This is a genomic window from Thalassotalea fonticola (assembly GCF_032911225.1).
GTDB classification, from domain to species: domain Bacteria; phylum Pseudomonadota; class Gammaproteobacteria; order Enterobacterales; family Alteromonadaceae; genus Thalassotalea_A; species Thalassotalea_A fonticola.
Window position 1 is genome coordinate 626334 of sequence record NZ_CP136600.1, and the last position, 16156, is coordinate 642489.

Consider the following 16156-nt stretch of genomic DNA (forward strand, 5'->3'; position numbering starts at 1 on the left):
AATGAATGAGCATGCCAAACTTCGTGACCATGTATTTTTGTATCGCATCGGTTTTACTGTTATTAATTTGCTGCCATGTCACTAATGGATGCTGTGCTGCTGAGTTTTTCTATCGAAACGGTATTTATTGATAGGGCGCGATGATTAAGCGTTTAACCCAAATGGCTTGATCATGTTGAGCGACTCTTGGCGACAGGGTAATGGTTTGTAAGCCCGACTTGGTTAAATTTAATAGACCAAGTTCAACCATTTCATAGCGCATTCTTGGTTTAATTTTTTTACCTTTGCTATCTTTGCTGCCTAATAAGCTTCTCCGGTAGCCAGTATCCATAGTGACAAAGCTTAAGGTGTCGTCATTGGCCTGTATTTGCCACTGTGAACCATCGCCAGCGAGATCGCTGGCGTATTCTATTTTAACTGTGTATTTACCCGGAGTTAAAACGTTAACTTGCCATTGTGCATTGGCATTTTTATGCTGCCATTGACTGATGTTTTGACTATGCTTATGTTCACCAAATTTTTCCATCCAACGAATTTCTTCAATTTTAGCCGCTGTAACTGTGGCAAAATCGGCAGCTAATATCGTGGGGTAAACGCCATCAATAGCGAGTGCCTGACTGCTGACTTTTGGCGTACCATCCAGGGAAATTTCTACCACATGAATTAAGTCCTCATTGAGTTTTTTAGGGAGTGTTAATGTGAGGGTTTCATTGTCTTTTACAAATCTGACTTTAGCGCCGTCACTTAACATTTCAGCGTTTAGGACTGAGTTTTGTAAACTTGGCAAATGTAATTTGCCAAGTTTCGGTAATTCAAAGATGTGCAGGTAAAGTTTGTTGTGTTTAACTGTGATATCGCCCCAGGGAAAACCATAATAAGGCGAAGCTGTTGTCGCATAAATAGCCGCTTTATTTATCGCTAACCATTGACCGGCTATGCTCATGTTTTCTACTGCTTGCTGAGGAATTGAACCATCACCTTTAGGGCCAATATTTAGCTTAAATAAACCGCCACGGGCGATCACTCTAATCAGGTTTTGCATCAATGTTTTCGGTGACTTCCAATGCTCGTCATACCAGGCATATGACCAGGAATCATTGGTGGTATCGATACTTTCCCACACACCGTTATGACCTTTCAGCGGGATATGCATATCTCCCATGGTTGAAAAGTCACCTAAACCGTTACCGATGCGGCTGTTAAGTAAGCAGTTGGGTTGATATTTATGAACTAAATCAACCAGAGCCTGAGAGTATTGTTTTGGCATATTGCCTGGCGTATCGAACCAGAATTGTGAAATGTCACCATAGTTGGTTAATAGCTCAGTCACTTGTGGAATGACCTTATTGTCGAAATAGCGTTTAAAGTCTTTTTTATGGCTGTTAATATTTGGGCCTTTATACATGGCGGCGTCAGGTTCAGTCCAATCAAAATTTTGTGAGTAATAAAAACCTAAGCGGATGCCATATTTTTTACAGGCTTGTGCAAGTTCTTTAAGTGGGTCGCGTTTAAATGGTGTTGCCTTGGTGATGGTAAAGTCACTCACCGCAGAATCGAACATGGCAAAACCTTCATGATGTTTTGCGGTGATCACGATCAAGCTTATGCCACTATCTTTGGCAAGTTTGGCAAAAGTATCGGCATCAAATTTTTCCGGGTTAAAATGTTTAGCGTATGCCTTATAGTCATCGGTAGGAATTTCCGCCATATGCATCAGCCATTCACCAATACCATAGTAGGTTTTATCTTGCCATTTCCCTGCCATTTGTGAATACAACCCCCAGTGAATAAACATTGAATATTTATCGTCTATCATCCATTGCAAACGTGGGTCGTTAACATTTTTATTAGTCGCAAGCTGTCCCCATTGTTCATCCATTTGCACCGTTTGATTAGCACTCAATACACAAGTGCTAGTGAATATGGTTAAAACCAGAAAAATTATATTAGCGCTTTGTATTATATTTTTGGGCATGGCTGTTTCCTAAGACAGATAAAATCATGAAATACATTACATTCAGTGTTCTTTTTATATATAAAGATGTGTTGCAACTATTCTTTTATAAAGTAAGGTAAATATTGTTTGTTAGTGCCTATATGATATGTATACCTTGGTTTGTGTTGGTGTTTTATATGTAGTAAATCAGTAAGTGGCCGGATAATCAACAGTTATTGAACGTTAATGTGGTATTTTATATATACAAATACCTCGCAGTGTAATAGTATTTAATGAAATGAAGTTATATTAATAGGTATTTATAATGAAAAAAATAGTAGCTCCATGGCAGAAGTTTTCCCGCACTTGTTTGCTTGTACTGCCTTGTCTTTTTGTGAGTGCTGTTAGTAGTGCTAGTACAGAAAATATTGCTGATACCGAACGGCCCAATATTTTATTTTTATTAACCGATGATCAAACAGTTAATACTATTAATGCATTGGGAAATAAGGCGATTAAAACGCCAAATTTAGATCGCTTAGCTCGTAATGGCACGACCTTTAGCCATGTATTTAATCAGGGCTCTTGGTCACCAGCGGTATGTGCGCCCAGTCGGGCGATGATCAATACCGGCCGCAATGTTTATCGTACCGGGTTTGGACCAAAAAAATCGGGCCGTAAAAGTTATCCGTTGTGGGGGGAAACATTCCGTAACGCCGGTTATGAAACCTTTATGAGTGGAAAGTGGCATGTCACCAAAGAGGCGTTTACCCGCAGTTTCGATTTAGCTAATGCCGTTTATGCCGGTGGTATGTCAAGAAAAGAAGATGGTGGTCAGTGGCAGCCAAAAATGTGGAATTACGATGCCACGGCAGCGAAAAAAGACAATTTTGTGGTGTATAGTAAAAAACAGCATTCGAGTGAACAAATTGCTGAAGCCGCGGTTGATTATATTAATGGTAAAGGTCGCCGCAATGAAAAACCCTTCTTGATGTATGTGGCATTTCTTGCGCCGCACGATCCTCGCCAGTCACCACAAGAGTATGTCGATATGTACCCGGGTCAAGCGGTGCCATTACCAGCCAGTTATATGGCGCAACATCATATCGACCAGGGGGATTTTACCGTTCGCGACGAACAGTTGTTACCTTTTCCTAGAGAGCCGCAAGCGGTGAAAAGCTTTATTGGTGAATATTATGCGATGATCACCCATTTAGATGAGCAAATTGGTAAAGTATTAACCGCATTAGAAGCGTCTGAATTTGCCAAAAACACCATAGTGGTAATGACCTCTGATCATGGCTTAGCGGTAGGCAAACATGGCATGCTGGGCAAACAGAACCAGTATGATCACAGTATTCGCGCACCATTTATCGTTAAAGGCGAGGGCATCGCAGCAGGTCGTGTTGCCAAAGGCATGTTTTATTTGAACAGTGTATTTCCAACCACGGCCGAACTCGCTGGAATTGACATTCCTGAGACGGTTGATGCACCAAGTATTGTGCCGTTAATCCAGGGCAAAACCGACAAAATGTTTGATCACATTGTTGGCAGCTACCGTCATTTTCAGCGTATGGTGCGTAACGACCGTTATAAATTGATTTATTACCCAATGATCAAGAAAACGCAACTGTTTGATTTAGTCGATGATCCTGATGAATTGCGTAACCTTGCCGATTTACTCGAGCATCAACAAACCATTAGCGAGTTGCGCGTGGAATTGGAAACGCTGAAACAGTGGACCGGCGATCCGTTACTCGACAGCGACCCTAAAGGTAGCTATGCCAACTATTTAGGTGAAGTACGTTGTGACTGGCAAGTATCGCAAGACGATTGTACCCAGCCTAAAAAAAGAAAGTCTCACTAAAGGTAAATAGATATGATGAATAAACCAGTATTACCGTTAGCAAAATTAGCCCTTATTGGACTATTAGCCTTGGCCGCGCAAGCATGCAAACCGGCCAATGACAGTCAAACGACGGCATTAGTTAGCGAGACAAAACAGAAGAGTAAACCAAATATTGTATTGGTGATCACCGATGATCAGGGTTATGGAGATGTTGGCGTTTATCAGAACCCGTTGCTGCAAACGCCGCAAATGGATTTATTGCACGCACAAAGTGTGCGGTTAACTAACTTTCATGTGTCACCGACGTGTTCGCCAACCCGAGCTGCGCTATTTTCCGGACAAAATTCATTAAAAGCCGGAATTTGGCATACGGTGATGGCGCGTTCTATCTTAGACGCTAAACATTACACTTTGGCGGAAGCCTTGCGTGATAACGGCTATAAAACCGGCTTATTCGGTAAATGGCACTTGGGCGACAATTACCCTAATCGTCCGGAAGATCAAGGTTTTGATGAAGTGTTAATGCATGGCGGCGGCGGCGTTGGCCAAACGCCAGATTACTGGGGCAACACTCAATTTGGTGATACCTATTTAAGAAATGGTAAACCAGAAAAATTTTCTGAATACGCCACCAAGGTCTGGTTTGATGAAGGCATTAAGTTTATTAAAGAAAATAAACAGCAACCGTTCTTTGCCTACATTTCTACCAATGCGCCGCATTCACCATTTCGAGCGCCACAAGCATATGTTGAACCTTACCTGAAAGAAGGCTTATCTGAAAATGGTGCACGCTATTTTGGCATGATAGCCTATGTGGATGAGCAAATAGGGCGCTTACGAGCCGAAATTCGCGATGCCGGTATTGAAGATAATACGATTTTCATCTTTGCTACCGACAATGGCTCGACCATGAGCGATAGCCGTTTGTTTGGTAAAGCCAATATGCCGACCTATCGACAACGACTTAAAGATGATCCTAATTGGCAGTCATGGAACTACAACGCCGGCATGCGCGGCTATAAAACTTCAATGTATGAAGGCGGGCACCGTGTGCCGTTCTTTATCAGCTATCCAAATGGTAATTTAGGCCAACCAAGAGATATTGACAGTTTAACGGCACATTTCGATTTATACCCAACCTTACTCGAATTTGCCGGTATTGATGTTGATAAAATTAAGCAAAAACAAGAACTCGATGGGGTGAGTTTGAAAGGTCTAATTGAAGGCCAGCAAGATAATATTGCCGATCGGACTATCATGGTCACCAATCAACGGGTTGATCAACCCAACATCGACCGACCTATGGTATTGATGACTCAGCGCTGGCGTTATATTACCAACGCGAAAGGATCCGCTCGTAATCCAAAATTGAAAGAACAATTGTTTGAGATCGCCAATGACCCGCATCAGGACCACGACGTCAGTGATGAATATCCAGAAGTGGTCGCTGATTTTCGGCAGCAACTCAAGCAGGTTTGGCTAGACAACAGTACTCGCTTCGGTACGCGCCAGCTAATTGTGGTGGGTAGCGATGATGAAAACCCGGCGCGCTTAAATGGCATGGACTGGATAGAAGCGCCTAACACCTTTGATGTGCCGGTGTATCCGGGTTTTAAACCTTTGCATCATGAGATACAAAAAAATGCCTGGTTAAACAAAGAAAGCCAGTTTAAGCCATTGCCATGGTCGTTAATGGCGGAGCAAACGGCTCAATATCAAATATCAGGTTATCTGTGGGATAAACCTGCCGGCAAGCCAGTTGAACGCAAATACGTATTTGTCGAAATCGACGGCAAAGTCTACCAAAATATCGTGCATAACAATGCCAATGGTGGTGAGTTAACCTTACCACTTAAGCAAGGACCGTTTAAAATGAAGGTTTGGTTTGCCGACGATGAACAAGGTGTTGAGAATAGATTAGCGGCGATATACGTGTATGTGAAGCGCTTATAAGCAAGAATTATCAGCAACTCATTGCTTTTGTTGATTGCGCTAACTGTAAAGTTTCAATATAAGCGATAAAACACTTTAAAAACAGCGGAACAATCGTTTTTGTCCGCTGTTTTTTTATGATTAAAAATCAGTGGCTAACTCTTTTTTTTAGTAGTGTTTACCTTAAATTTACATAATTAATATTGACTTGTCGATAAACTGATTGTAGCATCCTTATTCATACTATATATAAAAATACATCTAAAGTAGGTGTGTTTGCCGATGTGAAAGGTTTAGACAAGTAAAGATGAAAAGTTTTTCTTTGACCAATAAGGTATTTTCAACCGTGTTACTGGTTGCTTCGCTCGCTCTTATTTCAGGCTCTGACGCAGCTGCAAGTTCTGACAAAACAACTCAGCCCAATATCTTATTTATTCTTTTAGATGATATTGGCAAAGAATGGGTCAGTGAATACGGCTCAGAATCGGTTAAAACGCCGACAATTGACGCCTTGGCAAATTCCGGAATGCGTTTTGATAATACTTATGCGCATCCGCAGTGTACGCCAACCCGCATATCTTTTTTAACTGGTCAGTACCCTTATCGTAATGGCTGGGTCAACCACTGGGACGCGCCGCGTTGGGGTCATGGTTATTATGACTGGCAAAGCAACCCAAGTGTTGCCAGAATTATGCAACAGGCCGGTTACGCCACTGCCGCGGCCGGTAAATGGCAAGTCAACGATTTTCGCTTACAACCCGAGGCAATGACCAAGCATGGCTTCGATCAATATTTTATGTGGACCGGCTATGAAGCCGACAATGAGCCAAGTCAAGAGCGTTACTGGAACCCGTATATTCACAGTAAAAATGGTAGCAAAACCTACCCGGAAAAATTTGGTGAAGATTTGTTTTCTGATTTTCTGCTTGATTTCATTACCACCAATGGTGAACAGAACAAACCCTGGTTTGCCTACTACGCGATGAATTTGCCACATGGCCCATATGTCGCTACCCCGCATGAGCCAGAGGCAAAAACAAAATACGCCAAATTTGCCGCCATGGTGCGTTATGCCGACTTCATTCTTGGCAAAATGGTCAAAGGCTTAGAGGATAGCAATCAGCGTGATAATACCATTATTGTCTGGACCACAGACAATGGCACCGCCAGTAACATTACCGGCATCCGCGATGGTAGAAAAATTAAGGGCGCGAAACTGTTAACTACCGAAGCTGGGATTAATTTACCGTTTATTGTCAATTCTCCTAAATTAGTGCCGCAAGGTGTGGTTAGCAATGCTCTGGTTGATATTACTGACTTGCTGCCGACTTTTGCCGAGCTTGCCGGTATTGAATTACCCGCTGAGGTTGAGTTTGATGGTCACTCATTTGCGCAACACATTTTAGGCAAGGCGGATGATTCAGAGCGTAGCTGGATCATGGCAATGGGTGGCCGAAATAATGCGCAAGTGTCAGAGCTGGGCATTGAGAATTCCTGGAATTTTCGTGACCGGGTGTTCCGCGATAAACAGTACAAACTATACGTGAATCCCACCAATAATCGTGATTATGAAAAACTGGTGGATGTAGTCAATGATCCGGAAGAAAATATTAATTTAATCAATAGCAAAGAGCCGAAAGTGCAGCAAGCACTGGCGAAACTTAGTGCTGCTGCGCAAACGATGCCAAATAAAGACAAGGATCCGACGTATCGTAAAATTGCTGAGAACACCTGGGATGTACCGGTGACCGTGAAATCTCAACGTTGGAAACAATAATGTCAACGACAAATAATAATAGGAAGCACCTAATGAAAAATATCTCTCGCCGTAATTTTATCCAGATTGCTGGTGCCAGTGCCGCCACACTTGCGGTACCTGGTGTATTGTCTGGTTGTTCACCGGCCACACAAAAATCAGCAATTGTGGTGCCTAGTTACCTGCAGGGATATGAGCAAGATTACCTACAAGATCCAAGACAAGCGAGTCTGAACTGGTTCAAAGAAGCGGGTTTTGGCTTGTTCTTACATTATGGTTTGTATTCGATGCTGGGTGGTGAATACCAGGGCCGAAAAATTGTGAATAAAAACAAGCCTGATCAGGCGATTGCGGAATGGATCCAGTGGCATGGCAAGATCAATGTCAGTGATTATGCCAAATTAAAAGATAACTTTACCGCTGCTCGCTTTGATGCCGATTATATTACCGATTTGGCCCTGGCTGCCGGAATGAAATACATCAATATTACCACCCGTCATCACGACAGTTTCTGCTTATTTGAAAGTAAATACACAGATTTTCACAGCGTAAATTCGCCGGCTCGTCGCGATTTGGTAGCCGAACTGTCTGAGCAGTGTCAAAAGAAAGGTCTGGGCTTTTTCCTTTATTATTCGCATGGTCGTGACTGGAAACATCCGCATGCGCCAACTAACAACGATTGGGGCGTCACTGCTCGTCCACGTTATGGCCAAAAACAGCCGGAGTATCTGGCTGAAGGTGAGGAAAATCTGGCAATTTATGCCGAGTTTATGCAAAACCAGGTGAGTGAGTTACTCACTAACTATGGTCCGATTGCCGGCATTTGGCTAGACGGTGAAGGCGTACCAAAAGTCTTTGCTAAAAAGTATGACAAAATACACGGTGGCGGCGGTTTGGACAAAGCCATTGAATTATTAAAGGTCAATGAACTCTACGCCAAAATCCGTGAGTTGCAGCCAAACACCTTAATTTCGTACAAAAAAGGGTTAACCGGTACGGAAGATTTTGTCGCGCCGGAGCGCAAAAGTTTCGGCCTGGACAGTGGCGGTAAAGCGATGGAGATATGTTCAACCTTGCAAGCTCACAGTTGGGGCTATAACAAGTTTACCCCGCACCGTTTAAGTGCTGAGCAAGTCCTTGAAACCTATAATAATGCGCAAAAACATGGTGCGAATTTACTGTTAAACAGTGGCCCGATGGGCGATGGCAGCATTGTCAAAGAAGAAGCCGAAACATTAAAACAAATGGGTAACTTACTACGTCAACAACGTAATGCTTAATCGTTTGCAGAAAATATTTAATCAAAACATTTAGGAAACCTAATGAAATTAGTAAGATTTGGTGCCCCAGGCCAGGAAAAACCGGGATTAATCGATCAAGACGGCAAGTTACGTGATTTGTCGGCGCTGATCAGTGATATCGACAGCACACTTTTAGGCGGCGCTGGTCTGCAACAATTAAAAAGCCTAGATCCAGCAAGTTTACCGGTAGTTAACGGTGAACAACGTTTTGGTAAGCCGGTTGCCACTGTCGGTAAATGTATTTGTGTCGGTTTAAACTATGCCGATCATGCGGCAGAGTCAGGCATGGAAGTGCCTTCTGAACCGGTATTGTTTGCCAAAGCAACGTCATCATTACAAGGTTCCACCGACGTGGTAATTTTGCCGCCAGGCTCAGAAAAATCAGACTGGGAAGTTGAACTTGCGGTGGTGATTGGTAAAGAAGCTAAAAACGTAAGCGAAGCCGATGCCATGGATCATGTTGCCGGTTTATCTGTGATGAACGATTTATCTGAGCGTGCCTATCAAATCGAAAGAGAAGGTCAGTGGATGAAAGGCAAAGGTTGTGACACCTTCGGTCCTATGGGTCCTTATTTAGTCACAACCGATGAATCTGGTGACGGCGATAACCGTAAAATTTGGTTAGAAGTGAACGGTAAGCGTATGCAAGATGGCAATACCAATACTATGGTTTATAAAGTGCCATTTTTGGTCAGTTACATCAGCCAGTTTATGAGCCTACAACCGGGGGATGTGATCAGTACCGGTACTCCTCCTGGTGTTGGTTTAGGCTTTAATCCGCCAATCTACCTGAAAGAAGGCGATGTAATGCGCTTGGGTATTGAGGGACTGGGTGAGCAGCAACAAGTGGTTAAGTTATAATCAACACCGCTTAGCACTAAGTTTTAACTACAAAGTCATGCCTTAGTGGTCGACAAAAGTATAAAAAGCTCTTAAATGTTTTCCCCGTTTAAGAGTTTTTTTACCATTGATACTGCAATTTTATAAATATAAAGACTTGCCTATGAAAAATATAATAAAAAACACCATATTTTCTACGATGATAGTGCTGGTGCTACAAAGCTGTAGCAGCGACCAAAACAAGCCGCGTTTACAGCAAGTTGCGTTTACGCAACCGGTTGAACGTGACCATTGGATACCTACAGATCAGGAAACCGAAAAGGAGCGCAATGAGCGTATGGCCTGGTGGCGCGAGGCAAAATTCGGCTTGTTTATCCATTGGGGCGTCTATTCGGTACCTGGTGGTGAATATCAGGGCAAACCTGCCTCGGCCGAGTGGATTATGTTGCGCTCGCAAATCCCTGTAGACGATTATAAAGACTATGCAAAAGACTTTAACCCGGTAGATTATGACCCTGAAAAATGGGTGTTGGCGGCGAAAGATGCCGGGATGAAATACATCGTCATTACCGCAAAGCACCATGATGGTTTTGCCTTATATGATTCAAAGGTAACCGATTGGGATGTGGTGGATGCATCAGAGTATGGCAAAGATTTACTCCGGCCATTGGCCGAAGCGGCGCGTAAGCATGGGATGAAGCTCGGTTTTTATTATTCTCAGGCACAAGATTGGGTCCATCCGGGCGGTGCCAAGCATAAGAACGTGCAATGGGATGCACAACAAGCCGGTTCGTATGATCAATATATTGAGCAGGTAGCCGCGCCGCAGGTGAAGGAGATTTTATCAGAGTATGGCGATATCGCCATTTTGTGGTGGGATACTCCGGTTGGCGTCCGGGCATCGCATGTAGAACAATTTAACCTGGGGTTAGCGTTGCAGCCAGGGATTATTACCAACAATCGTCTCGGTGGCGGCGCATTGGGAGATACCATTACCCCCGAGCAATTCATCCCGGCATTGGGTATTCCAGGATTTGACTGGGAAACCTGCATGACGATGAACAATTCCTGGGGCTATCGTACTAACGACGATAACTGGAAATCGGCAGAAGAGCTGATTAGAAAACTTGGCGATATTGTCAGCAAAGGCGGTAACTTTTTACTCAATGTTGGCCCTACTCCAAGTGGTGAAATACCAGCAACATCAATGCAATTACTTAGCCAAATCGGTGACTGGATGACGGTTAATGGCGAAGCGATTTATGCGACAGAGCAAAGCGTGTTCAGTTTCCTTGACTGGGGCCGAGTAACTCAACGTACCCTGGAAAATGGTAATACCCGCTTATATTTGCATGTCTGGCACTGGCCGGAAAACGGTCGGTTATCCTTGCCATTGAAAAATAAGGTAGTAGACAGTTTTTTACTTGCTGAGCAAAAAGCTATTGCGACTGTTGATAACAAGCAAACGAAAGAATTTGTGTTACCAACACAGGCACCTGATGACATCAGTACTATTATTGTTGTCGACATCGAAGGTGCGCCTCAGCTTAGCGAAAACCGCTTTAATAAAGCGCAATTGGATGGCCAATTTATTTTCGATACTAATCGGGCGATGTTACATAATCATTTGGGTAGTCATATGGTGGTTGATGAAACGGGAGCTGAGGCTAAAATTATCGATTGGAGAGCAAAACCAGGACGCAGAGCCGAAGGTTGGATCGAATGGGAGTTTGAAGTAGCGCAAGCCGGACAATATACACTGTCAAGCCGCATCAGCGCTGCCAGTAAAGCCAGCAAATCGATGCAAGCCGTGATTGAGTATCTGGGAGAAGATAGTGATTCGTTAAAAGTGGTTTATAACAAGCGTGGCAAAATTATCAAGCCGGTTGGGCAAAGCTTAACGGTAATTATAAACAGCGACGAAGAACAAGCACATTCGCTATTACTTGGTAAATTATCTATCGGTAAACCCGGTGTCTATCGCCTTGGCCTGTTGCCACTAGAGCAACAAGAAAAGACCTCAACCAGTACTGATGGTATGGGGCTGGTGAATGATGGCACCGGCTGGGTCGGTCCTGATGTGCATCAGGTAAGTCTAACTCCTGTGCCGCTTAAGAACAGACCCTAGTAACCTAAACATTATACAAACTTTGCCACGCCGTCGGCGAACAGCCGTTGCTTGGCAGGGTTAATTTTTTGAGGAAAGTAATATGTATCGTGCATGCATGATCACCATAATGACCATAGGTCTTGGCTTGTTGCCATTGCCAGGCAAAGCTACGCAAACAGTACAACAAGTAGAAGCTGATGCCATCTATGTGTCACCGCAGGGTAAAGCCAAGAATAGCGGCAGTAAAAGTAGCCCTGTGGCTACCATGGCACAAGCCTTTAAACTTGCTAAAGCCGGACAAACAATTTATCTAAGGGCGGGTCGCTATCACGGCACAGAAGCCTTGCGTAATTTGAAAGGGGAGGCGGGTAAACCGATCACCGTCAGTGCTTACCCGGGTGAGCAAGTCATTTTTGATGGCAGTCAAGACGTACAGCAACTGGCGGCAGGGGAAAGCTTGGTCAATATTCAAGCGGGCGGCACTGGCTGGTTACCGCACAAGGGTCATATCTATAAGATGCAATTGCAGCAAGATATTTGGCAACTATTTGTCTTTGACAAAAACGGAGTTGAGCAAATGGTTCCGGCGCGTTGGCCGAATGCCAAATTTAGCGATGGCAGTATCTATCTACGCTCTGCCTGGGCCACGGCTAAAAATGCGCTGAATAAAGACGGTCGTTACAGTTATAACCCGGTGATGAATAAAATCAAAACCGGAGTAAAGGCCAAGGACATCGTCGACAACTGTTTCGATTCGGAAATGGATTTAACCAATTTAGCTGAGCTGCAAAAGCTTGATGCTAAGATGTGTTTTGGTGTTTCCATTGATGCACCACCTGAGCATAAGCGTCAATTAAGCAAAGCCGATCAGGAATTATTAAAGAAAAGACCGTGGAAGAGCATCAATAATAATGCCGATAATTATGGTCATGATTTGGCGGCACAAACGTTTGATGCAACCGGCGCCATGGCAATTTTAAATTATGGTCATTGGCGTACCTGGGCACGTCCGGTAGTCAGTCATGATGGCGATAGTTTTAGCCATATTGCTACCCCGCATTTATACGGTACCGGGCATTATTATTATTTAGAAGCGGCATTATCTTTACTCGATCAAGAAGAAGAGTGGTTTTATGATAAAAATACCCACACTTTATATTTATGGGCACCAAATAGTATTGCGTTAAATAAACAAACATTAGCTGTACGGGCAAAAGTGCAAGCCAATGCCTTTACCATCAAAAATGCCGATTATGTGACGTTTAAAGATTTGAACTTTTTTGCGACCACCTTTACCTGTCTACGTTGCGATCAGATGATCTTTGACCAGTTAAACCTGCAGTACGCTGGCTCTTCTCGGCGGATGTTAAAACAGTGGGGACAGGTTTCGACCCACAAAAGCGGCCGTAAATTGTTAATTGACGCAACGCCTGATATTGTCATCATTGACGGCAAATATAACAGCAATAGTAATAACAGTAGCGGCAGTGTGATCCGTAACTCCAGTTTCATTGACAGTGACGGCCCGGCATTACAATTTCATGGTAATGATAATCAGATCATCAACAACCGTTTTACCAATATTGACTACACTGGCGCCGAAGGCTGGCCATTTCAGGCGGCGATCAATACCTTTAAGGGTAAAAATAATACTTTTAGTTACAATACCTTTTACAATACCGGGCTGTCACAAATGTACCGCGCCCATTCTGGCGATATCACCCATAACTATGTCGATAACATTGGCTGGGCACAAACTGATGGCGCAGCAATTGGCGCCAATAATACCGGCTTGGCCGTCGCCTATAATTGGGCATTTTCCGATCATGACAAGGGCATTCGCATCGATGCCGCGTATCCACCCACGCATGTCAGCCAATGGCACACCGATAACTACATTCATCACAATGTCACTATGAATAACCGTGGTATTGTCGCCAAAGGCTGGCGCCATCGGATTTATAATAATACCATTATTGATAAAGGCTATCGCGACCCGGTGAGTGGTGTTGTTGATGTCGAACCACCACGGCTGGTGCTCAACAATGATACGGCTCTGGTACAACGCTTTAACGTGACTGAACAGCAAATGGGTTGTAAGGTAGGCATAGATTGTGGCGCCAATTTAGGCACCATTAGTGCCAACAACTTAGCGCCGTATATTCTTGCAGGCTTGGGCAAAAGGGTGGATCGCAAAACCCAGCTGCTGGCCGAACAACATCATGATCATGAAACCAGTATTGTTGGCGGTGTCAGCGTCAGTGAATTATTACGTGATCCACAAAATTATGATTTTCGCGCCAAAGATAATTCGCCAATTAGCAACAAGGGCGTTGCGCTGAACACCTTTAGTAAAACTGAGCTGTACAATGATTATCAGGGGTTACCGGATAACGTTGATTATATTGGCGCTTATGCGACAAACGATAAGCACTATTCCATTCCCGGACAGCGTCAAGCCTTAGCCTCGTTTCCTATCCCTTTACATGGCAGTAATAACGCAAAAATTGATAGCGACTTAATCTGGCGTGAAGCGTTGTCAGCGAATGAATATCGACTGTATTTTGCTAACAGCCAGCAGCAGCTGAGCAAGATGGCAAAACCAACGGCCAGTTATGAGGCCGATGTTGAAACTTATCCTGGTATTCGCGCAGCTAATAATATTTATACACCAGAGAAGTTATCCTCAGGTAACACCTATTTCTGGCGTGTCGACGTTGTGGTAGGGGAACAGGTGCATAAAGGCAAGATATGGCAATTTACGGTAGAACAAAACATTCAAACTACAAATAATAAAGAGCAAGGCTTATAAATGATGATTAAAAAACGAAAAAGCAAATGCGCCAACGCATTAGCCATTAGTACCGCGGTGTTATTGGCACTATCAACCCCAGCTATCAATGCGGCTGAGCAAGTCAGTGGTTCAGGAATTCCCGGCTCTGCAGAAATGCTTGAGTTAGGCTTAAAGTGGCAAACGATGAGTAACTCCGCGGCAAAACAACGAGGTAGAGAGTTATTTAATCAAAATAAATACGGCATGTTCATTCATTGGGGGCTTTATTCTACCTTAGGTGGAATATACCAAGGTGAAAAGATGGAAGAGGGTGGCACCGGACCCCGAGTTGCGGAATGGGTGATGCGAAGAAAAGAAATCCCTCGTGCTGAATATGCCAAATTGGCCGATAATTTTAACCCTACCAAGTTCGATGCCGATGAGTGGGTCGCTATTGCGAAAGCGGCAGGGATGAAATACATGGTGATTACCTCCAAACACCATGATGGTTTTGCCCTGTTTGATTCTAAAGTGACGGATTTTGATGTGATCGATGCCACACCCTTTGGTCGTGACATCATTCGTGAGCTTGAAGTCGCGTGTAAGAAAGCAGGGCTTTCCTTTGGCGTTTATTATTCTAATGCCCTTGATTGGCGAGATGGTGGCGATTCCGGCATGAAAGATTATGGGCCAGAAAAACCCAAACAAGCGCAGTTTGTCAATCGATTTGATCCCGCGCCAGTGTCTTTTGATAGCTATATCGCCAATAAGTCATTACCGCAAGTACGAGAGCTGGTGACTAATTACGACTTATCACAAGTTTGGATGGATACGCCGATTTATATTCCAGCAAAGTACAGTTTTGAATTTTATAAAACCTTGTATGATGCTAACCCTGAAATTTTGGTCAATCAACGTATTGGTAATGGCTTTGGCGATATTGGTACTCCGGGCGACAATGTTATTCCTGACAAGGCCAGTGAAAATACTTGGGAGGGGATTGCCACAACGAACAATTCATGGGGTTATAAATCTTACGACAATGATTGGAAATCACCGATAGAAACCTTGTACTGGTTGATTGCCAATGTCAGTAAAGGCGGTAACTTCTTATTAAATGTGGGGCCAGATGGGAGCGGTAGTATTCCGGCAAAATCTGTTGATAACTTGCTTGCGGTAGGAAAATGGTTAAAAGTAAATGGTGAAGCCCTATATGATACTAGACCATGGCATGTTGATCATGAAGGACCAACAAATTTACAAATGAAGGGTACTAATCATCGCAACAAGCATAAATTTAGTTTTGAATTTACCGGCAATGATTTTTGGTTTACCAAAAAAGCAGGCAATGTTTATGCCATTGCTTTGTCACGCTCAGCCGATAATAAAGCGATACTTAAATCTCTTAAAGGTCAAACAGTGAAAAACGTGGTATTACTTGGCTCAGCAGAACCGTTAAAATGGTCTAATACAGCAAACGGCCTAACGGTTGAATTACCTGAGTTTAGTCATGATGGTATCGGCTATGCGTTGCGAATTAGTCTTTAGTAATAGTTTGGTATAATCTCTTTAATCAATAACATCATCGTCAAAAGGCGTCCACCTGCCGGGTATAAAAAAAGCCTTGCTAACATATTTTAGCAAGGCTTTTTTATTTTT

Annotated in this window: 9 protein-coding genes; 8 read left to right on the forward strand and 1 reads right to left on the reverse strand. The window is 43.5% G+C overall.

Annotated elements, in window-relative coordinates:
• Positions 1–124: 124 nt before the first annotated feature.
• Positions 125–1975: an alpha-L-fucosidase gene (locus RI844_RS02585; protein WP_348396913.1), complete on the reverse strand. Its 1851-nt coding sequence runs from the start codon at positions 1973–1975 to the stop codon at positions 125–127.
• A 286-nt stretch (positions 1976–2261) separates the two neighbouring features.
• On the opposite strand from RI844_RS02585, the gene RI844_RS02590 reads away from it, so the two are divergent.
• The 8 genes from RI844_RS02590 to RI844_RS02625 all read left to right on the forward strand — a co-directional run bounded on the left by RI844_RS02590 (position 2262) and on the right by RI844_RS02625 (position 16045).
• Positions 2262–3803 (forward strand): sulfatase-like hydrolase/transferase, encoded by a 1542-nt coding sequence (locus RI844_RS02590; RefSeq protein ID WP_348396914.1) that lies wholly within the window; start codon positions 2262–2264, stop codon positions 3801–3803.
• Between the two features lie 12 nt (positions 3804–3815).
• The gene (locus RI844_RS02595) at positions 3816–5738 is read left to right on the forward strand and encodes an arylsulfatase (protein ID WP_348396915.1); all 1923 of its coding nucleotides are present in this window, start codon (positions 3816–3818) and stop codon (positions 5736–5738) included.
• Between the two features lie 286 nt (positions 5739–6024).
• Positions 6025–7494, forward strand: coding sequence for a sulfatase-like hydrolase/transferase (locus RI844_RS02600; protein ID WP_348396916.1), 1470 nt, complete (start codon positions 6025–6027; stop codon positions 7492–7494).
• A 32-nt stretch (positions 7495–7526) separates the two neighbouring features.
• Complete coding sequence (locus RI844_RS02605; RefSeq protein ID WP_348396917.1) at positions 7527–8753, forward strand: alpha-L-fucosidase; 1227 nt, start codon at positions 7527–7529, stop codon at positions 8751–8753.
• Positions 8754–8795: 42 nt separating this feature from the next.
• Positions 8796–9635 (forward strand): fumarylacetoacetate hydrolase family protein, encoded by an 840-nt coding sequence (locus RI844_RS02610; protein ID WP_348396918.1) that lies wholly within the window; start codon positions 8796–8798, stop codon positions 9633–9635.
• 142 nt (positions 9636–9777) lie between these two features.
• The gene (locus RI844_RS02615; protein WP_348396919.1) at positions 9778–11742 is read left to right on the forward strand and encodes an alpha-L-fucosidase; all 1965 of its coding nucleotides are present in this window, start codon (positions 9778–9780) and stop codon (positions 11740–11742) included.
• A gap of 82 nt (positions 11743–11824) precedes the next feature.
• Positions 11825–14536, forward strand: coding sequence for a right-handed parallel beta-helix repeat-containing protein (locus RI844_RS02620; protein WP_348396920.1), 2712 nt, complete (start codon positions 11825–11827; stop codon positions 14534–14536).
• The gene (locus tag RI844_RS02625; protein ID WP_348396921.1) at positions 14537–16045 is read left to right on the forward strand and encodes an alpha-L-fucosidase; all 1509 of its coding nucleotides are present in this window, start codon (positions 14537–14539) and stop codon (positions 16043–16045) included.
• Positions 16046–16156: the final 111 nt, after the last annotated feature.